Origin of the sequence: Streptomyces sp. NPDC097640, from assembly GCF_040302705.1 — a bacterium.
GTDB lineage: Bacteria > Actinomycetota > Actinomycetes > Streptomycetales > Streptomycetaceae > Streptomyces.
In genome coordinates, this window is sequence record NZ_JBEOSB010000001.1 from 675267 (window position 1) to 695320 (window position 20054).

The following is a 20054-nucleotide window of genomic DNA, read 5'->3' on the forward strand; positions in this document are numbered from 1 at the left end:
TTCGCGTCGTCAGCGCACCAGCCTGAGCGGCAGCTCCTCCAGGCCGCGGAAGCTGACGTTCGGTCGCCAGACCAGATCGTCGCCGGTGAGCTCGATCGTGGAATACCGCCGCACCAGTTCCGTCAGCACCATGGAGGTCTCCAGCTTTCCCAGCGCGGCGCCGACGCAGTAATGCGGCCCACCGCTGAAAGCCAGCGTTTTCACTCCGGTGCGGTTCAAGTCGAGGCGGTCGGGGTCGGGATAGCGTTCCGGGTCCCGGCCGGCCGCCCCGAAGAGCAGCATCACCTTGGCCCCCTCGGGGAGGGTGATGTCCTGGAGGGGGAGGTTTTCGGTGAGAAGCCGGGAGACGATCTGCACGGGAGGGTCGTATCGACTGATCTCATCCATGGCGCCGGCGATTTTCTCCGGGTTGTCGCGCGCGATGCGCAACTGGTCGGGGTGGCGGAGCAGCGCCAGAAGGCCGTTTCCGATCAGATTGACCGTTGTCTCATGGCCCGCGACGAACAAGAACTGAACATTGGCGATGATCTCCTCCTCCGTCAGCCGGCCGCCGTCGGTCTCGGCGTGCAGGAGGAGGGACAGGATGTCGTCTCGCGGAGTCGATCTGCGCGCTGCGAGATGGCCGGCGACATATTCGCGGAACTCCACCTCCGCCGCGTTCATATCGACCGCGTCCGCGGCGGTTATCGAGGGGTCGATCACCCGGCTTATCTGTTCCGTCCAGCGGCGGCACTGGTCCCGATCGCTCGTGGGCAGGCCGAGAAGCTCGCAGGTCACGGTCACCGGAAGGGGCAGGGCCAGGCTCTGGATGAGGTCGGTGTCGCCTTCGCCCACGGCGTCGAGCAACCGGTCGGTCTCGGCGGCTATGCGCGGCCGCAGCCGCTCCACGGCGGCCCGGGTGAAAACCTTGCCGATCACGCCGCGGATCCGTCGATGGGCGGGCCCGTCGAGCATGAGCATCCACTTCCGCACGCTCCGCACGAGGGGGCTGTCCGGACCGCCGCGGCGGTTGGCCCAGGTCGGGTCCCGGTAGAACTCGCTCGAAGCGCCCGGCGCCAGCAGTACGGCATCCACATCGGCGTAGCGCGAAAGGATCCAATAACCGAAGTCCGATTGATGGACGGGATCCGACTCACGCAGCTTTCGATAGAGGGGATACGGGTCCGTGCGCACCGAAGGATCTCGTGGATCGAAAAGTGCCGTCATTCCCGTCCCACCCCTGTGTCCGTGGCCGACTGCCCGTCCCCGCGGAGTTTCCGCATTCTCCATGAGACATAACACGATGCGGAGAGGAGCGGCCAGGAGACGGAACCCGGACTAGGGAAAGTGCCATAGGGGTGGCGGCTCGGCCGTCAGGCGGACGAGCCCGGCGGGAGCCAGCGGTAGCGGCCCTCGCACTGATCGGTGAGCCAGCCGTTGAGGCTGCCGAGCCCCCGCTCGTTGATCTGCCCGTCGTGGATGCCGTACGCCCGCTCCGGCCCGACCCGGCGGACAAACTCGATCGCCTCGTCCGTCTTCAGCCATGACCCCTGAAGAGGGACCAGCAGTGTCTCCACCGGCCGGCCGGGAAGGTGCAGCGAGTCCCCGGGGTGATAGAGGCTGTCCTCGACGAGGTAGCCGAGATTGGCGCAGTCCGGGAGTTCGCCGTAGATACGCGCGTGCCGCCCGCCGTGGGCGGTCACCCGGAAACCCGCCGCGGTGAATTCCTCACCGGCGACGACACCGGTGAAGTCCAGGCCCGGGATCCGTGCCGCCTTGGGCGCGTAGACCGGGATTCCCAGCCCTTTCAGCCGCAACAGGTCCATGTGGTCGTCGTGTTCGTGGGTCACCAGGACCGCGTCCGCGCCCACGAGGGCCTCGGGCTCGCTCCAGATGCCGGGGTCGATGACCAGCGTGCCGCCGCCGTCGTGTTCCAACCGGACGCAGGAATGGGTGTACTTGGTGATCCGCGTCATTCGCACCCGCGTGAGCATAACCGGAAACCTGAATTCCCTCCGGAAGGAATGACCGGAAAGGCGCACTTGTCAACTCCCCTGCGGACGTTGGCAGTTCACCTTGTCGCAAGGTGCGGGCCCTGCTAGCGTCAGATCATGGACATATCAAACTCGAACGTCGAAGAGCTGGCCGACCTGGCTGAGCTGGAGTTCTCCCCGATCTCCCCGGAGGAGGCCGATGACCTGGATGACCGCGTGTACCTGCTCGGCGTCCGCCCCGAGTTCGTAAAGCGGTAACGTCCACTCGTCAACCCGCCCCTCGCCTATTCGGGGCATGTTGTCAATAAAGGTTCACCACCGGCATCGGTGCCGAACCTCGCCCTTGGGAGATGGGGATACAGCGCGTGGTCAATGATCATCTGCCGGGCTGCCTCCCCGCTGATTCAGCATTGCGGCTGCCGGTCGATGCGGCTGACGACACCATCCATGAGGCGATCGGCGCGCTCGATCCCGATCACCGCCTCGGGAGCGCGGATGACCCCGTTTTCCTGACAGCATGGCTTCCCTGCCCGAAGGGAAGTCGCCTGTCATTTCTCGGAATGGGCCCTGCCGGCCAACGGTGGCTGGCAGGGCTCGCCGGTGATGAATTCGCCGCGGCCCGCCGGGCCGAACTGACCGCCGCCCTCGCCGCCGTGGATCCCGGCGCCGCGCTTCCCGACGACCCCGTCGAGCAGGTGACCACCCTGGTCCGCGCGCTGACCAGGGACGGGACGGGACCGGATCAGTTCATGCTCGGGCGGCAGCTGTTGTGGTGCGGCCCCGACGGAGGCAGCGGACTCGCCTATTCCTGCGATCCGTCGACCGGCCGCCCCGGCGTGACCGGCACCTATCTCGCGGGCGGATCCGGGGCCCAGCTGCTGACGGCGGGCGGCACGGATCTCGCCGGAATGATCGACACACAGCCCTGGGGCCCTCGGTTACGCGAGGCCGTCCGCGCCGCCGAAGCCGAACTCGACTGGCCGGCCAGGGTGGAATTCGCCGTCGAACACGGCCACGCGCACCTCGTCGGAATCACCCCGGCCCCCCTGCACGGCGCCGCTCGCCTGCGCGCCGTGGCCACGCGGTACCGACAGGGCCGGCTGACCCCCGCGCGGGCGGTGTCGCTGGTGGAGCCCGCGGACATCGAGCAGGCGCGCTCCGCACCGGCCCGGTCCCTCGGCCTGCCCGTCGCCGCGCGCGGCCTCGGCGTGTCCCCCGGCATCGCCACCGGCACCGTCGTCTTCGGCGCGGCCGAGGCCGTCGCCGCGCAGGCGAACGGCGAGCGGCCGGTGCTCGTCCTCGCCGAGTCCAGGCCGGAGGACCTGCCGGGCCTGCTCGCCGCGACGGCCATCGTGACCGAGCGGGGCGGACAGACCTCACACGCGGCGGTCGTGGCGCGCGGACTCGGCCGGCCGGCCGTCGCCGCCCTCGTCGACGGCGTGCTGGACGGGGACGGCACGAGCCTGCGCACCACGGGCGGCGACGCCGTCCGCGCCGGCGACCTGGTGACGGTGGACGGCGGTGCCGGGACGATCCATCTCGGCGGCCGGAAGCAGGGGACCGCCGGACGGCAGGCCGACACGCCGCTGCCCGGCTGGCTGGACGAGGCGCTGTCCGGGCTGCCCGGCATCTCGGTGCGGGTGAACGCCGACTCGGGCGCGGACGCTGCCGCCGGGCGGGCGCTCGGCGCGACCGGGGTGGGGCTGTGCCGGCTGGAGCACATGTTCCTCGGCGAGCGCCATCAGACGCTCCAGCGGGTCCTGATGGCCCGGCCCGGCCCCGAGATGGCGGAGGACCTCGCCGCGATGCGCGCCCTCCTGCGGGCGGAGATCACGGATGTGCTCGGCGCGATGGACGGGCTTCCCGTCACCATCCGGCTGCTCGACCCCCCGCGCCACGAGTTCCTCCCCGATCTGACCGAACTCGCCCTGACCTCGGCGGCGACCGGCGCCCCCGCCGACCGGGACCGGCTCGACATCACGCGCCGCCTGCACGAGCACAACCCCATGCTGGGGGTGCGCGGCGTGCGGCTGGGCGTCCTGCTCCCGATGCTGACGACCGTACAGATCCAGGCGCTGGCGGAGGCGGCCCTCGCGGTGCGCCGGGCGGGTGGCGACCCCCGGCCCGAGCTCCTGGTCCCCATGGTGAGCACACCGGCGGAGCTGGACTTCGTCCGGGGCCTGCTCGACGACGTCTGCCACCGTCTGGGCACCTCGCGCAAGGAGGCGGGCATCTCGCTCGGCGCCATGATCGAAACCCCGCGGGCCGCGCTGCTGGCCCGGTCCATCGCCCGCCGCGCGGACTCCCTGTCCCTGGGCACCAACGATCTGACCGCGCTGGTCTGGGGGCTCTCCCGCGACGACGCCGAACGGCATCTGCTGCCCGCCTACCAGGACCTCGGGCTCCTCGCCGAATCGCCCTTCGCCCGGCTGGACCTCGAGGTGGTCGGGGCCCTGGCCCGGCGGGTCGCGGACGAGGCACGCGCGGTACGCCCCGACATCACGCTCGGCGCCTGCGGCGAGCAGGCCGCCGACGCGGCGGCCGTGCGCTTCTTCGCCGAGGCGGGCTTCGACCATGTCTCCTGCGCACCGCCACGCATCCCCCTGGCCAGGCTCGCCGCCGCGCGGGCCGCCGTGGCCGAAGGGGCCACGGACGTCCACACGAGGGAGGCGGCCCGTTGAGCGAACCGGCGATCGTCGTGGAACACCTGGGCCGCACCTTCACCGACCGCGGACACGAGATCGTGGCGCTGCGGGACGTCGGTTTCCAGGTCGGGGTCGGCGAGATCGTGGGCCTGCTGGGCAGCAACGGCGCGGGCAAGACCACCCTCACCAAGATCCTGGCCACCCTGCTGCTGCCCACGACCGGCAGCGCCCGGATCTTCGGCCATGACGTCACCCGCGATCTGCGCGAGGTGCGCCGTATGACGGGCGTGGTGCTGGGCGGCGACCGCGGCCTGTACGCCAAGCTGGGCGGCCGCGACAACCTGCGGTTCTTCGCCATGCTCGCCGGGGTGGGCCGGCGCGGCCTGAGCGCGAAGCTGGACGCCGCCCTGGAACAGGTCGGCCTGGTCGACGCGGCCGACCGCGCGGTGGAGACCTACTCCAAGGGCATGCGCCAGCGGCTCCACATCGCCATCGGCATGATCGCCGAGCCGCGGGTGCTGCTGCTCGACGAGCCGACCGTGGGCCTCGACCCCGTGGAGGCCGAACGGCTGCGCGGCACCGTCGCCGCGCTGCGCGACACCGGGGTGTCGGTCCTGCTCACCAGCCACTATCTGCTCGACATCGAGCGCCTCGCCAGCCGGGTGATCATCCTCTCGGGCGGCACCCTCGCGGCCGACCTGCCGGTCGACGAGTTCGCCCGGCAGGCGGGTTACACCGCCACGGTGACGGTGCGGGGCACCGGCAGCCCGCCCGACGGCGGCGCCCTGTCGTCACCCGACATCGCCGTCGGCGGCGTCGACGTCACCGAGGGGGCATGGACCCTCCGGCTGCACGTCCGCGACTGGAGCGTCGGCTCGTTCGGCCTCCTGGAGAAGGCCCTGGCCCATGTCAGCGTCCTGGACGTGCGCATCGATCCGGTGCGGCTCGAGGACGTCTACTCGCATGTGGCCGCGCGCCTGGCGAACGGCAGCCGGGTCGGTGGGGTGCGGTGAGCGGCGCCCTGTGGATGTTCCTGACCGCGGCCCGCATGGAGCAGCGGGCCATGCGCCGCAATCCGCTGCTGCTGGTCAACTCCGGCATGCTTCCCGCCGTGTTCCTGGTGACCGCGGTGGAGACCGGCCGCCCGGACCGGGACGGGGCGACGGAGCTCGTGGTGGCCGTGGCGCTGACCGCCCTGTGGGGCTCCACGGTGTGGATGAGCGGAGGCGTCCTGCGCCGCGAGCGCACCTACGGCACGCTCGCCCGCTGTGTCTCGGGAGTGTGGTCCCCGTATCTGGTGCTGCTGGGAAAGAGCCTGGGCGCCACCGTCACCAGCGTCGCGGCGATTCTCGTCTCCACCGGTGTCACCGCGGCGGCGCTGGGGCTGCCGCTGAGCGTGGCGCACCCCGGGTGGATCGCGGTGTCGCTGGTGGTGCTGGTGTGTTCCGGCACCGCCCTCGGGGCGCTGGTGTCATGTCTCTTCCTGGTGACCCGCAACGGGCTGGTGTGGTCCCACGCGCTGATGTACCCGGTCTTCGTCCTCGGCGGGCTGCTCATCCCCGCGGACGCGCTGCCGGAGTGGCTGCGCTGGGTGCCCGAGGTGATCAGCCTGCACTGGATCAAGGACTGCATGGTCGGCGCGGCCACCGGCGATGTCACGGCCGCCCCGCTGGGCATCGCGACGCTGCTGACGCTCGGCTACTTCTCCGCCGCGGGGTTCGCCTACCGCAGATCCGTCGAGGTGTCCCGGAAGGGGGGCACGCTTGACCTCGCATGACGCCGCCCGGGCGCATGGCGCCGCCCCGGCCCGCGCCCCCCTGGCCTGGCGGGCGGCCGAAGCGGCCCGCATGGGCTGGCTGGAGTACCGCGCGCTCGAGACGCCCGCCGGTCTGCTCGGCGCCACCCTGCCGCGCGGGGTCCTCCAGATCCTGTTCTTCACCACGCTCGCGGAGGTCCTCGCCGGTCCCGGACACCGGGAGTACGCGTTCGCCGGCTCGCTGGTGCTGGTGCTGAGCGGCACCAACGTCAACGGTGTCGTCGCCGTCCCCGTCCTGGACAAGCAGTACGCCACCTTCGCCCGGGTCCGGACCGGCGCGCTGTCCCCCACGGTCACCCAGATCGCCCGGGCGCTTCCCTATCCCGTCATGGGCTGGGTCCTGCTCCTCGTCCAGGCCGCGATCGCGGCCCCCCTCCTCGGGATGACGGACTTCGCCCTCCGGCTGCTGCCCTGGGCGTGGGTGTACGCGCTCATCGCGCTCACCCTCAGCGTGCTGGGGCTCGCCGGGGCGACGATGACGGTCGGCAAACGGGCCGACGTGGTGGCGCCGAACGTCCTGTCGTACCTGGTCATGCTGTGCAGCGGCGCGATCGTCCCGACCGGCCGGGTGGCCTGGGTGGACGCGATCGGCCAAGTGCTGCCCGGCCGGCACGGCCTGGACGCCGTCCGCGCGGGGATGGCCGGGCGGCCCTGGCTCGGCGACCTCGGTCTCGAGGCCGCCGCCGGCCTCGGTTTCACCGCCCTCGCCGCGCTGTCGATCCTCGTCCAGGCCCGGCGCGCGAGCAGGCTCGGCCACGACGACTTCGAGTGACCGATGTGCCCACACCCGAGGGGAAACCGATGAGCATCATCCACCTGCCCCTGGCCGTGCGTACGGCACAGGAACCACAGGACCGCACACCGCCCGCCAGACGGCTGCGCGTCGCCCTGGTGAACATGCCCTGGGCGCGCATCCACGCGCCCTCCATCCAGTGCGGACTGCTCCAGTCCATCACCCGGAGCGCCGGGCACGAGTGCGACAGCCACTACCTCAACATCGAGTTCGCCTCGCTCTTCGGGGCCGGGGCCTACGACGCGATCGCCAACATCGCCTCCGAGCGGCTGCACCTGATGGGCGAGTGGCTCTTCTCCTACGCCGCCTTCGGCGAGGTCACCGCCGACGACGCGTACTTCGGCGAGTATCCGGAAGTGAAGTCCATCTGGGACGAGCTGACCGGAAAGGGCCTCGAGGACCTCGCCCGGACACGCCGTGAGACGCTGCCCGACTGGATCGCCGAGTGCGCGGCCAGGCCGGTCTGGGGGGAGTACGACGTCATCGGCTTCACCTCCACGTTCATGCAGAACACGGCGTCCCTCGCACTGGGCAGGAAGATCAAGGAATGCCACCCGGGCGTGACACTGGTCTACGGGGGTGCGAACTTCGACGGCGAGATGGGGGCCGAGTACGCGAGGAAGCTGCCCTGGCTCGACTACGTCGTGGCCGGCGAGGGCGACCTCGCGTTCCCCGCGTTGCTGAACAACATCGCCGACGGCGTCGACACCCCGCTCCCCGGCGTGCTGCGGCACGGCGCCACCGGCCGGCCCCCGACCGCCGACGCCCGGCGCCCACAGGCACTCGACGAGCTTCCCGTCCCGGACTACCGGGACTACTTCGCCTGGCTGGAGCGGTTCGACCGCGCCCGGCTGCTGGGCCGGGCCCCCGTACGGCTGCCGGTGGAGTTCTCCCGGGGCTGCTGGTGGGGCCAGAAACACCACTGCACCTTCTGCGGCCTCAACGCGCTCGGCATGGCGTACCGGTCCAAGTCCGGCTCCCGCGCGTTCACCGAACTCGCCGCGCTGCTGCGGGACTACCCGGTGGTGCACGTCGACACCGTGGACAACATCCTCGACATGGGGTACTTCTCGACGCTCTGCGCACAACTCGCGGAAGAGCACTGGGACGTGAACCTCTTCTTCGAGGTGAAGGCCAATCTCACCCGGGAGCAGCTCGCCACCCTGAGACATGCCGGGATCCTCCGCATCCAGCCCGGAATCGAGAGCCTGAGCACCCATGTGCTGCGCCTGATGCGCAAGGGCGCAAGCAAGCTGATCAATATCCGGCTGCTGAAATGGGCCATGTACTACGGGATCGACGTCTCCTGGAACATCCTGGCGGGATTCCCGGGGGAGACCGGGGAGGACTACGCGGAGCAGCTGCGCCTGCTCCCGCTGCTGCACCATCTCCAGCCACCGGGGGGCTGCGGAAGGATCTGGCTGGAGCGCTTCAGCCCCTACTTCACGGACCCGTCCTTCCCCATGACCGACATCCGGCCCCGGGCCAGCTACGGCCATGTCTATCCGGCCTCCCTGGACCATGAGAAGATCGCGTACTTCTTCGACTACGAGGTGTCCGGCACCTGCTCCAAGGAAGTCGTGGCGGAGCTGGGCGCCGCCGTCTCGCAATGGCAGAGGCGGTTCTCCGAGGCGAAGCCCAGCCTCGTCTACCAGCGGCTGCCCGGGAAGCTGACGCTGATCGACCGCCGGACCGACCAGCCCAGGCGGGCCGTCCTGGCGGGCTGGAAGGCCGAGGCCTACGAGTCCTGCGGCGACGCGCCCCGCGGAGCGGCGGCCATCGCCCGGGAACTGGTGGCGAAGAAGGTGCCCGTGTCCGAGGACGAGGTGAGGGCCTTCCTCGAACAGTGCTGCCGGGCCGGGGTGATGGTGTCGGACGACGGCAGATACCTCGGGCTCGCGCTGCCGGAAAACCCCGGCTGGTAGGCGTCGTGGCCACGCGTCAAGGAGGGGTGAGCGCATGACACAGGCCGCATCGGCCCGGGACCGGGTCCGTCTGGGCAGAAGCGTCGCTGCCCGCCTGGCCGCCACGGTGAACGCGGACGCGGCGTTCGTCGCGGGCAGTTCGGTGGTCGGGCTCGGCAGCGCCACCAGCGACATCGACATCTATCTGGTCAGCTCCTCGGCGCACGAGGAACGGCGGCAGATGTTCGCCGACACCGTCCGCGTCGACGTACAGCATCTCTCGCCGGACACCCTGGAGTCGCTGGTCGACCGGGTCCTCGGCACGGGACTGCGCTCGGACCACACGGGAGAGACGCTGTCGGAGCGCGAGGTCGCGCTGGCCGTCCGGCTGTGGACAGGCGACATCGTGACCGACTCCGGCACGCTGGCCGCGCTGCGGCAGCGGCTCGCCGAGCAGCCCCTCCGGCTCTCCCGCCGGGTCATGAACAACTGGATCCTCGCCGCGTTCTTCGCGGCCGAGGACTGCCTGGGGCTGCGCGCGTCGGACAGCCCGGTCGACCTGGACCCGGCCGCGCTCGTCGGCCGGCGCGCACTGGTGTGTGCCGGCAAGGCGCTGGCCGCGGCGTGCGGGGAGCTGTACTTCGGCGAGAAATGGGTGTGGCGGCAGCTCGCCCGCGGCGGCCCCGAGGGGTTCCCCTTCGCCGAGTTCCAACGGCTGCTGCGGGAGGACCCGCTGGCCGCCGACCCACAGGCCGGGCTGACCGCGATGATGTCGTTCGCCCAGACCTGTCTGATCGCCACCGCCACCCTGGGCTGGCAGGACGTCGACGTCTCCCGCTGGCCGGCCTGGCTGGAGGGGAGCGGCCCGCTGCGCAGAGCCCCGGGGTTCTTCCCGCGCGCCTACGACGACATGGTGACGCTGGTCCGGCCCGGCGGCCGGCACTTCCGCCTGCCGCCCCACACGGCGCTGGTCTGGGGCCTGTGCCATGGGCGTGCCGAGCGGGCCGTCACCGAGGCCGTGCTGGAGCTGTCGAAGGAGTCGCCCGCGTTCGCCGGGCTGACCGAGCAGCGGTGCCGGAGCATCATCACCGAATTACGGGACGCGGGCCTGCTCACCGAATCGGGCGGACCACGGGGAGAGCGGGGTCGCGCGTGAGGTTCCGTCAGCAGCGCAGCACCACCCTCGATCTCGCCCTGGCGCTCCAGCGCGAGCTGATCGGACGCACCGGCTCCTGGGAACTCAACTTCCTGCCCAGGCCGGTCACCCCCGAGACCGATCTGTTCCGCGACGGGCTGCGGTCCTGGGCGCGGACGGTCGGCTCCGGCCTGCCCGCGTTCCTGGCCGCCGCACGCAGGCCACAGGATCTGCCCACGCTCGTCGACGACGACGCCCTCCGTCCCGGCGCCGAGCTCATCACCACCGCGCTGACCGCCGCCGCGCCGACGCTCGCCGACGCGCTCCCGCTGTTCGAGGACGTCCGCAAACAGGGGGTCGCGGAGGTGACCGACCTCCTCGCACCCGAGCGCTATCTCGCCCCGCTCCGCGCCGCGCTGGGCACCGTCGACACCGGGCGGACGCTGGACCTCCACCTCGTGCCGCTCGCCCCCGCCCCGCCCGCCACGGGCTTTCTGATCGCCGAGGGCAGGGCCACCGGCGTCTACGCCGACTGCCGCCGGTTCCGGGGCGCCACGCTCGCGGACGCCGTCCTGACCATGCTGGGCTGGGCCCAGCTGAAGTCCGGGGCCATTCCCGAGGGCCATCTGTCCACCGAGCTCGTACGGCGCCTGCCCGGCGGCGCTCCGTACCGGCGCCGGCTGCGGGTCGTCCTCACCAAGATCCTCGTCGAGATGACGGCCGGGCATCTGGTGCGCGCGGTGGACTCCGGGCACCGTCCCTGCGCCGACGTCCTGGGCACCAAGTGGCGCTATCCGCGGCTGTACGCGGTGGCCGAACGGCACTGGCCCCGGTATCTCGACGGCGACATCGACCGCGACACGGCCCTGACCCGGATGGCCGCTGACCTCTCCGCCCACAGCCCGCGCTGGTTCGTCGACCATGTCGACCCGTCCTCCCTCGCCGCCGACTTCTATCTGCTCGAATGGCTGACGGCGGCGGGCGACCGCACGGCCCGGGCACGGCTGTTCCAGTGGCTGCCCCACCTGTGCGCCGAGCTGGCGGGCCACCTGGACAACGTGATCGGCAACGAGCTCGGACACTACGAACGGGCCAGGACCGGGCACTACCCGCGCGAGCTGGCGGACTTCATCGCGGAGATCAACCAGGGGGACAGCCGTGTCACCTGGCAGCGTCTGCGCCGTGAGCTGGGCCACGCACGGGCGCTCCAGCTCGCCACCGAGGCGTTCGCCGGTCCGGGCGTCGAGTTCGGCGGAGAGGCCTGGGCCCCCGTCGCCGCCATGGTGCGCCGGTACGTCCTCCACGAACTGCCGGACCGGGTCTTCGTCGACCAGTGCTTCACCCTCGAACACAACAACGGCTCGCTCTTCGACAAATACCAGGACACGGCGACCATGCGCGAGCTGTTGGACGCCCAGGCGGCGACCGATCTCGGCACGCTGCTCACCCATGCCTCGGCGGAGGTCCGCGAGCTGTGGCACGGACGGCTCCGCGACTCGGCGGAACACCATCCGATGTGGCTCGGGCCGAGCCCGACCCCGCCGCCCGGGGCCCGAACGGAGCGATCGGGGAGATCGGGGTGGGGCGGCACCGGGCTGCCCGGGAGCGCCCCCGGCACCGTCGGATGCGGAGACCGCGGCGAGCGGGACGCGTTCGACCCGCTGCGGGACCCGCTGCGCGACTCCCCGGTGCGGGTCCGCCGCATGGTGGCGCGCCGCCCCTTCTCGTCCCCCCTGAAGATCTACCGGTCCATCACCGCCGTCCTGCACACCGGGCACGGCGACATCCACCTCGACCTGCGGCCCGACGAAGCCCCGTACACAGCGGACAACTTCGTGGGCCTGGCCACCGGCAGCCGCCCCTGGACCGACCCCTTGACCGGAGCCGCGGGCACCGGCGGTTTCTATGACGGCACCGTCTTCCACCGCCGCGTGCCCGGATTCGTCATCCAGGGCGGCGACCGGCTGGGCACCGGCCATGGCAGCGCCGGATACCGGATACCCGACGAAGTCCTTCCGGATCGGGGATTCGAGCGGCCGTTCCAGCTGGCCATGGCGAATCTCGGCCGGGACAGCACCGGTTCGCAGTTCTTCATCACCCTCGCTCCGGCACCGCATCTGAACGGGCACTACACGATCTTCGGCGAGGTGGCGGACGTCCCGTCCCGGAGCGTGGTCGGCGACATCGCCTCGTCGCGCACGGCGGTCAGGCTCGACCGGGTCACGATCTCGGCCGACTGAGGAGCCAGCGGTCGGGCCTTACGGCGGTGCTCATGCGATCGGCTCTCCCGTGACGGCGGTACCGGACCTGGTCAGCCGGTACTTCACCGTGGTGCCGCTCCAGAAGTGGAACGTCAGCGTCACCGTGGAGCCGTCCCTGACCGCGTCGAAGAAGACCGACTGGAGGGTGATCTTCCCCGCCGTGTAGTCCGGTGCGAACGTGTAGCCGAACTCCTTGTACGACGTCCAGTCCTGCGGGCCCGCGTTGGTGCCGTCGGCGTAGACCGCCTCCATGGTGGCCAGTTGATCACCGCGGAAGGCGGTCGGGATCACCAGGGAACCCGTGGTGCCGGTGGCGCCCGTCAGCGTGGGAGCCTCGTAGGTGATGACGTTCAGGTCCCAAGGCACCCCTCGGGAGAACCGGAGGGACAGTACGGCGTTGACGCCGTACTCCTGGGACGCGGTGAGCCGGGCCAGCGTGGCGGCCGGGAGCGTGAGCTCATCGCCGTCCACGGAGTAGTCCCGGCCCCTGACGAGGGCCTTGGAGCCGTGGACGATCGAGGTGAGCCCGTTGCCGTTGAGGTTCAGCGCGACCCTCGCGTCCGCGGGCGCCTGGCCCTTGCGGACGAAGACCTGGTCGGTGGCCGCGGTGGCCGAGGAGACGGTCCAGCTCGACCGGAGCTGCCGGTACAGGCCCGGGTCGTTCCACCGCAGCTCGGAGCGGTGGAAGTGCTGCCCGTTGTCCCACAGCATGGTGGTCAGCTGCCGCAGGCGCGCGTAGTTGCCGAGGTACTCGAAGAACTTCAGCTTCTCGCCCTGCTCGATGGTGCCGGTGCTCCGGTCGAAGCCCAGCAGCCCGTACTCGCCGATGATCACGGGGATGCCATGGGCCACGAAGGTGTTGTAGAGGCGGTCGAGGGTATCGGTGAGGTCCTTCTGCGTGGTCGCGTCGAAGCGGGTGTAGCCGGCGATGTTCACGCTGAACGGCCAGAAGCCGTAGTAGTGGATCGTCGCCACCAGGTTGGGGTCGTCCAGGGCGGTGAAGGTGTCGACCAGCTCGTCCACCCTGGCCTGGTCCGGCGATGAGCGCAGGGTCGGCAGGACCAGCAGCCGGGTCGCGTTGCGGCCGCCGGAGGCGCGTACGAGGTTGTGGAAGGTGCTGTTGAGTTCACGCATCAGCTCGGCGTTCTGTGCGTCGCCCGAACTGCCCTCGAAATAAGGCTCGTTGACGCTCTCGAAGAGCAGCTTGCCGGGCGCGTCACGGAAGGTCTCGGCGATCTGGGTCCAGGTCGCGGTGTAGCGGGCCAGTACGGCGTCGTGCTGGGTCGGCAGGTTCATGACCCACTGCCATGAGTCGTGATGGACGTTGATCAGGACGTAGAGGTCCTCGTCCAGCGCCCAGTCCACGACCTCCTTGACCCGGGCCAGATACGCCGGGTCGACCGTGTACGACGGAGCCGCTCCCTGGTGCCGGCTCCACGTCACCGGGATCCGGATGCTCTTGAAGCCCTGCGCCCGCACGCTCCTCAGCAGCTCCCGGGTGACCCTCGGGTTTCCCCACGACGTCTCGTCGGCGCCGGTGGAGTCGAGGGTGTTGCCCAGGTTCCAGCCGGGCTGCATGGCCGCGACCGCGGACCGCGCGGAGGCCGGGCCGGCGGGTTTCCCGGCCTCGGCCGTGCCGGTGTCGGCCGCGAGGGCCGGAGGCGGTACGACCGCCAGACCGAGAAAGAGCGCCAGAGCGGTCAGGAATCTCCGTGCACGGCTCTTCACAGTGGCCCCTTCTCGGTCATCTCTGATGGGAGCGCTCCCGTAGCGGCGACGGTGCCGATGCTAACGATCGAACGTTGTTCGCGTAAGGACGCGACCGGGGCGGCGGGAAAGGCCCTTGTGCCGGGTGGTCGGCCTGTAGTCGGCTGATCGTCATGAGGAGCATGAGGAAGCGGAGCACTGCCACCCTGCTCGCCGCCCTGGTCGTGGGCTCCCTGAGCGCGGGTGCGCCGGGTCCGCGTGCGGAAGCCGCCGAATCCGGCGTCGGGATCCGGCCGTCGGCGGCCTCGTCGCAGGGGGCGCCGGGAGTCGACCTCGACACGGTGACGATCCCGGAACTCCAGGCGCGCATGGCGGGCGGTTCGCTGACCTCGTCGGCGCTCACCACCGCCTACCTGCGGCGCATCGAGACCATCGACCCCAAGATCAACGCGGTGCTGCGCACCGACCCGACGGCCCTGCGCCAGGCGGCCGCCAGCGACGCACGGCATCGGGACGGCGACACCCGCGGCCCGCTCGACGGCATCCCCGTCCTACTCAAGGACAACGTGAACACCCGCGACATGCCCACGACGGCCGGGTCCCTGGCGCTGGCCGGCGGCCCGCCGGGCACCGACGCCGCCCTGGTGACCCGGTTGCGGGCCGCGGGGGCGGTGATCCTCGGCAAGACCAACCTGTCCGAGTGGGCGAACTTCCGTGCGGCCAAGCCGACATCGGGGTGGTCGGGGGTCGGCGGGCAGACCAACAACCCCTATGTACTGGACCGGAATCCGTGCGGCTCCTCCTCCGGCTCGGCCGCCGCGCTCGCCGCGTCGCTGGCGCAGGTGGCGATCGGCACCGAGACGGACGGCTCCATCGTGTGCCCGGCCGGAATGAACGGGGTGGTCGGCCACAAGCCCAGCCTCGGCCTGGTCAGCCGAGCCGGAGTGGTCCCGATCTCCGCCGAGCAGGACACCGCGGGGCCCATGGCGCGCAATGTGACCGACGCCGCGCTCACCCTTGCGGTGCTCAGCGGCGGCGACACCTCGCCCCCGGGCGATGCTGTGGGTCTTTCGGGTCTGCGCGGCAAACGGATCGGCCTGTGGCGGCTGCCCTCGCTCGGGCCGGAGGTGGACGCCGTGATGACCCGGACCGCGGAGCGACTGCGGGCCGCGGGGGCCGAGGTCGTCGAGGTGACGCCGCCCTACCAGCAGCGGCTCGCCGAACTCGAGTTCCCGGCGCTGCTGACCGAGTTCCACCGGGACATCGACGCCTACCTCGCCACCCGCGACGGGCCGCGCGACCTCGCCGAGCTGATCGAGTTCAACCGCGCCCACCCGGCCGAGCGGACCTGCTTCGCCGGCCAGGAGCTGTTCGAGCAGGCCCTCGCCGCACCTCCCGTCACCGACCCGGAATACCGGGCCACCCGTGCCGAGCTGCGGGACCTCTCCCGGCGTTCCATCGACGAGACCATGGCCGCCCACCGGCTGGACGCCATCGCCTCGCCGACGAACCCGCCCGCCTGGACGACCGACTGCGCGCGCGGCGACAACGACGTCATCCCGTCCTCGACCCCCGCGGCCGTGGCCGGATACCCGTCGCTGTCGGTGCCCGCCGGATCCGTGGACCAGCTGCCCGTGGGTCTGCTCCTGATGGCCGGTGACCACGAGGACGCGGCGCTCCTGTCGCTGGGGGCCGCGGTGGAGCGGCGACTTCACGCCTGGCGGCCACCGCGCTATCTGCCCTCGGTGGGGCCCGACGCCTGAGGACATCGCGCCGGTGGAGCCGGAGGTGACCGCGGCAAGTGTAACGCGTGTTACTTTCGTGAGGTGAGTGACGAAGCGGCAATGCAGTGGACGGTGCTGATCGTGCGGCTGCCGGCGCAGCCCTCGCGGCACCGGGTGGCGGTGTGGCGGGAGCTGCGCAAGGTCGGCGCGCTGTCGCTGGGCCAGGGCGTCTGGGCGGTGCCGGACGTGCCGGTGTTCGCCGACGGCGTGCGCCGGGCGGTGGAGCTGGCCCAGCGCGCCCAGGGCGAGACCGTGACGCTGCGCGCCGCCGGGCGCGAACCGAGGGACGCCCAGCGGTTCGAGGCGATGTTCACCGCGGCCCGCGAGGAGGACTGGGCCGAGTTCACCGCCGACTGCGGCAAGTACACCGCGGAGCTGGACAAGGAGATCGGCAAGGCCAAGTTCACCCTCGCCGAGCTGGAAGAGGAGGAGCACTCGCTGGAGCGGCTGCGCCGCTGGCACTGTGACCTGAAGGCCCGTGACGTGTTCGGCGCCCCGGGCGCCGGAGAGGCCGAACGGCAGCTCGCCGAGTGCGCCCGCCGGTTCGAGGACTACAGCGAACGCGTCTTCGCCCACCTGTACGCCTTCTCCACCGGCGGCGACGAGGAGGTGCCGTGAGCGGGCGGCGGGCCGCCGAACCCGCCGCGATACCCGCGGCGGACCAGCGGCGGATGTGGCCGTTGTACGCGGCGGGGTTCACCACGGCCTTCGGCGCCCACGGCATCGCCGCCAACCTCGGCGCCGGTGACAAGGGCCTGGAGCGGTCGGTGCTCTACCTGGGGCTGCTGCTCGCCCTGTACGACGGAGCGGAGGTCGTCCTCAAGCCGGTGTTCGGCACCGTCGCCGACCGCGTCGGCGCCCGCCCGGTCCTCCTCGGCGGCCTGATCGCGTTCGCCGCCTCCTCCGCCGTGTTCGTCGCGGTACGGGACCCCGGGTGGCTGTGGGCCGCCCGGCTGGGCCAGGGGGCCGCGGCCTCCGCGTTCTCCCCGGCCGCCTCCGCGCTGGTCGCCCGGCTGAACCCCCGGGCCGGGCACGGCCGCGCGTTCGGCTCGTACGGCTTCTTCAAGAGCATCGGCTACACCGCCGGCCCCCTGCTCGGCGGCACCCTGGTCTGGGCGGGCGGCCTGACCCTGCTGTTCGCCGTCCTGATGGTGCTGGCCGCCGCGGTCGCGGTGTGGTCCGCGCTCACGGTGCCCGCCGTGCCGCCCCTGCCCAAGAGCCGCCAGACCCTTCTGGGCCTGGCCCGCCGCCTGTCCGACGGCACCTTCCTGCGCCCCGTCGCCGCGCTGGCGGCGGCCACCGCCGCACTGTCCGTCGGCGTCGGATTCCTGCCCCTGTCGGGCGCCGCCGACGGCCTGCCCCTGCCCGCCACCGGCGCCGCCGTCTCGGCCCTGGCGGCGTGCGCGGCCCTCGTCCAGCCCTGGGCCGGGCGGGCGCTGGACGACGGACGGCTGACCGCCCGCGCCGGGATGGCCGCCGGGCTCGCCCTGACCGCGTGCGGCCTGACCGCCGCCCTGCTGCCCGGTGTGGCGGGGATGCTGACGGCCGCCGTCCTCATCGGCGCCGGCACCGGCCTGATCACCCCACTCGGCTTCGCCGCCCTCGCCGCCGTGACGCCACAGGAGCGGATGGGGCAGACGATGGGCGCGGCCGAACTCGGCCGCGAACTCGGCGACGCGGGAGGCCCCTTGCTGGTCGCCGGCGTCGCCTCCGCCGCCGCACTCGGCTGGGGCTATGCGGCGCTCGCGCTGGTGGTCGCCCTCGTCTCGCTCCTCCTGGCCGTCCGCCGACCGCCCGGGTGACCCCGCCGGGCACCGGGGCGAACCCGGCTTCACCCTTTCTGGAAGTCGGCAGCGTTGCCGACCGGGAAGCTGCCGAACCATGAACAAGCGCTTACGGCCCGGTAGATGTCAGGATTCCGGTTATGACCGATGTGTGGGAAGTGACCTGCCGTCCCCTCTGGAAGCGCCCCCTGTGGTTCTTCGTCGGGCTCGGGGCGGCCGGGGCGAGCCTGGCCGTGGCGCGCGTGGCGTACCGGGGCGGGCTCCTGGACGGGCTCCTGGACGTGTGGGCGGGCCTCGGCCTGCTGCTGACGCTGGTGGGCATCGTGTCGCTTCGCACGGTCACCGCCGAGGTGAGCGCCGACGCGCGGGGCGTGCACTCCCGGACGCTGCTGCGCCGCCGGAGCGTGGCCTGGCCCGACATCGCCGACCTGCGCGTACGCCTGAAGTACGCGAACACTCCCCGGGCCCAGGACAGCCGACGGATCATCCTGGTGCTGCGGAACGGGCACAAGCGGCTCCTGCCCCTGCCGCACAGCTGGTCCTCCCACGACCCGGCCTTCGACGCGGAACTGGAGACGCTCCGCGCGCTGCACCGCCGCTACGGCGCCCCGGAGTCGAGCCACCTCCCCGTCGTCTCGTACCGCACCGCGGGGCGCGGCTGGGCCGGATCGCTGGCCCTGTGCGCGCTGCTGCTCGCGGGTGCGGGGGTGGCCGCGTGGTTCGTGCCGAACGCCGCGTCGGACGAGCGGGCGTGGAAGTCGGCCACCCCGTGCACCGCCGAGACGCCCGCCGCGGAGCGCGGGGGAGAGTGCCTGGCCACCCGGTCGGCGGTGATCGCGCGGACCGAGGTCGACGAGGGCAAGGGCCCCAGCCGGCTGTACTTCGCGGACGGCCGGCCGCTGGAGCGGCTCGAGGTCTCCCGCGAGGCCGCCGGGGAGTTCCAGCCCGGCGACAGCGTCGAACTGACCATCTGGCGCCACCAGGTGAGGGAGGTCGCCGGGGCGGGCCATGTGTGGCGCGAGCACGTACCCGGCCCCGGGTCCCTGGCCGTCGTGGCGGCCGTGCTCGCCCTCGCCGCGGGCTGGCCGGGAGCCCGGATACTGCTGCGCCTGCGCGGACGACGGCTGCCCGACGACGAGGTCCTCCCGTCCGCCCTGCCGTTCGTGTGCGCGCTCGTCGGCACCGCCCTGTGGCTGCTGCCGCTCTGCTACCTCCACCCGACGACCCCGCTCGCCTCACCCTCGGCGATCACCTGGGCGGCCGTGGGCTCGCTGGTCACACTGGCCCTGCTCACCTGGGCCTGGCGCGCCACCCGGATCCGTACGCCCGGGACGGCCGGAGCGGCCAGGGCATCCGGGGCGGCGGGTGTCCCCGAGGCGTCCGCCGAAACAGACGGTGAGGTGTTCCTGGCCGCCCGCTTCCTGGACCACACCGACTACAACCCGCACCGCTTCGGCACCCACATCGTCATCGGAGGCGGTGCGCCCGCGGTGACCCCCCACCCCGGTCCGGGCCGGTTCGCGGCGCGACCGATACCCGTCGAGCGGCTCACCGTCAAGGACGTACGGCGCGCCCGGGGCAGCGACGGCGACACCGTCCCCCGAAGCTGGCACATCGCCGAACTCGACGACGCCGGCCGGCCGGTCCGCCTCGCGGCCGCCCCGGCCGACCTGTCCCGCATCCTCCGCGAGCTGAGTCCCGCGCACGCCGCGCCCGCCCCGCGGTGAGGGCGCGGTAGAGTCCGCTCCCGGGCATCGGAGGAGGCGAACGGGTGCCGGAGGAGCGAGAACACGGCCAGGGGCAGGACCCGCAGCCGCCCACGAGGCCCGGCGCCCGGCCCGGCCTCGACCGGCGCAGACGGCTGGTCCTGGCGCTGGAGGCGGTCCCCGTGATGGCCGATCCGGCCGCACGCGGCCAGGTCCTGGCACTGCTTCCGCCCGAGATCCACGGCAGTCTGCCCCGATCGCCGATCACCCGGGTGGACTTGGTGGGCGTGGTGGAGACCTGCCTGGCCTTTCCCGGCGGTCTCACCCTGCTGTGGCAGGCCGTCGAGATGGTGGACTCCGGGTCGTACGCGCTGCGAGAGCTGGCCGCGGCGCTGGCCGAGATGCCCGGGTTCGGCGGTGGGGGAGCGGCGACCGGTTGAAGGCGACCGGCCGAAAGGTGTCCGAGACACGGGCTACCCGTCGGTCCGGCGCTGGGACATGATGGGTGAACGGGAGAGGTCAGGGCCCGGAATCGGGGAGGTCATC

16 protein-coding genes are annotated in these 20054 nt (G+C 72.0%); 13 read left to right on the plus strand and 3 right to left on the minus strand.

The features are described 5' to 3' along the window. Nucleotides 1–9 precede the first annotated feature (9 nt). Nucleotides 10–1206, minus strand: a complete 1197-nt coding sequence (locus ABTY62_RS02260) for a cytochrome P450 (protein ID WP_352127429.1) — start codon at nt 1204–1206, stop codon at nt 10–12. Nucleotides 1207–1352: 146 nt separating this feature from the next. Next, a complete protein-coding gene (locus tag ABTY62_RS02265) occupies nt 1353–1973 on the minus strand; it encodes an MBL fold metallo-hydrolase (RefSeq protein WP_352127430.1) in 621 nt (206 codons plus the stop codon). A 117-nt stretch (nt 1974–2090) separates the two neighbouring features. Here ABTY62_RS02265 and ABTY62_RS02270 point away from each other — a divergent pair, with 117 nt between their 5' ends. From ABTY62_RS02270 to ABTY62_RS02305, 8 genes are all read left to right on the plus strand, one after another. Continuing rightward, nucleotides 2091–2231: a hypothetical protein gene (locus ABTY62_RS02270; protein WP_311722214.1), complete on the plus strand. Its 141-nt coding sequence runs from the start codon at nt 2091–2093 to the stop codon at nt 2229–2231. Between the two features lie 302 nt (nt 2232–2533). Beyond that, nucleotides 2534–4654, plus strand: coding sequence for a putative PEP-binding protein (locus ABTY62_RS02275; protein ID WP_352127431.1), 2121 nt, complete (start codon nt 2534–2536; stop codon nt 4652–4654). After that, the gene (locus ABTY62_RS02280) at nt 4651–5631 is read left to right on the plus strand and encodes an ABC transporter ATP-binding protein (protein ID WP_352127432.1); all 981 of its coding nucleotides are present in this window, start codon (nt 4651–4653) and stop codon (nt 5629–5631) included. Before ABTY62_RS02275 ends, ABTY62_RS02280 begins: the two co-directional genes overlap by 4 nt. After that, nucleotides 5628–6395: an ABC transporter permease gene (locus ABTY62_RS02285; protein WP_352127433.1), complete on the plus strand. Its 768-nt coding sequence runs from the start codon at nt 5628–5630 to the stop codon at nt 6393–6395. The genes ABTY62_RS02280 and ABTY62_RS02285 overlap by 4 nt, the downstream gene beginning before the upstream one ends. Next, nucleotides 6382–7206, plus strand: coding sequence for an ABC transporter permease (locus ABTY62_RS02290; protein WP_352127434.1), 825 nt, complete (start codon nt 6382–6384; stop codon nt 7204–7206). The genes ABTY62_RS02285 and ABTY62_RS02290 overlap by 14 nt, the downstream gene beginning before the upstream one ends. A 29-nt stretch (nt 7207–7235) precedes the next feature. Then, entirely contained in the window at nt 7236–9152 is a 1917-nt protein-coding gene (locus ABTY62_RS02295) for a RiPP maturation radical SAM C-methyltransferase (RefSeq protein ID WP_352127435.1), read from the plus strand. A 34-nt stretch (nt 9153–9186) separates the two neighbouring features. Then, entirely contained in the window at nt 9187–10287 is a 1101-nt protein-coding gene (locus tag ABTY62_RS02300) for a nucleotidyltransferase family protein (RefSeq protein WP_352127436.1), read from the plus strand. Next, nucleotides 10284–12506: a peptidylprolyl isomerase gene (locus ABTY62_RS02305; protein WP_352127437.1), complete on the plus strand. Its 2223-nt coding sequence runs from the start codon at nt 10284–10286 to the stop codon at nt 12504–12506. Before ABTY62_RS02300 ends, ABTY62_RS02305 begins: the two co-directional genes overlap by 4 nt. Nucleotides 12507–12536: 30 nt before the next feature. On the opposite strand, the gene ABTY62_RS02310 is transcribed toward ABTY62_RS02305, so the two are convergent. Continuing rightward, a complete protein-coding gene (locus ABTY62_RS02310) occupies nt 12537–14255 on the minus strand; it encodes a cellulase family glycosylhydrolase (RefSeq protein WP_352127438.1) in 1719 nt (572 codons plus the stop codon). A 161-nt stretch (nt 14256–14416) separates the two neighbouring features. On the opposite strand from ABTY62_RS02310, the gene ABTY62_RS02315 reads away from it, so the two are divergent. The 5 genes from ABTY62_RS02315 to ABTY62_RS02335 all read left to right on the plus strand — a co-directional run bounded on the left by ABTY62_RS02315 (nt 14417) and on the right by ABTY62_RS02335 (nt 19948). Continuing rightward, the gene (locus tag ABTY62_RS02315; RefSeq protein ID WP_352127439.1) at nt 14417–15997 is read left to right on the plus strand and encodes an amidase; all 1581 of its coding nucleotides are present in this window, start codon (nt 14417–14419) and stop codon (nt 15995–15997) included. 63 nt (nt 15998–16060) lie between these two features. Then, nucleotides 16061–16636, plus strand: coding sequence for a Chromate resistance protein ChrB (locus tag ABTY62_RS02320; RefSeq protein WP_352127440.1), 576 nt, complete (start codon nt 16061–16063; stop codon nt 16634–16636). A 53-nt stretch (nt 16637–16689) separates the two neighbouring features. Continuing rightward, nucleotides 16690–17820, plus strand: a complete 1131-nt coding sequence (locus tag ABTY62_RS02325) for an MFS transporter (protein WP_352127462.1) — start codon at nt 16690–16692, stop codon at nt 17818–17820. Nucleotides 17821–17942: 122 nt separating this feature from the next. Continuing rightward, complete coding sequence (locus tag ABTY62_RS02330; RefSeq protein ID WP_352127441.1) at nt 17943–19529, plus strand: PH domain-containing protein; 1587 nt, start codon at nt 17943–17945, stop codon at nt 19527–19529. 44 nt (nt 19530–19573) lie between these two features. Continuing rightward, nucleotides 19574–19948, plus strand: a complete 375-nt coding sequence (locus ABTY62_RS02335; protein ID WP_352127442.1) for an effector-associated domain 2-containing protein — start codon at nt 19574–19576, stop codon at nt 19946–19948. Nucleotides 19949–20054 lie beyond the last annotated feature (106 nt).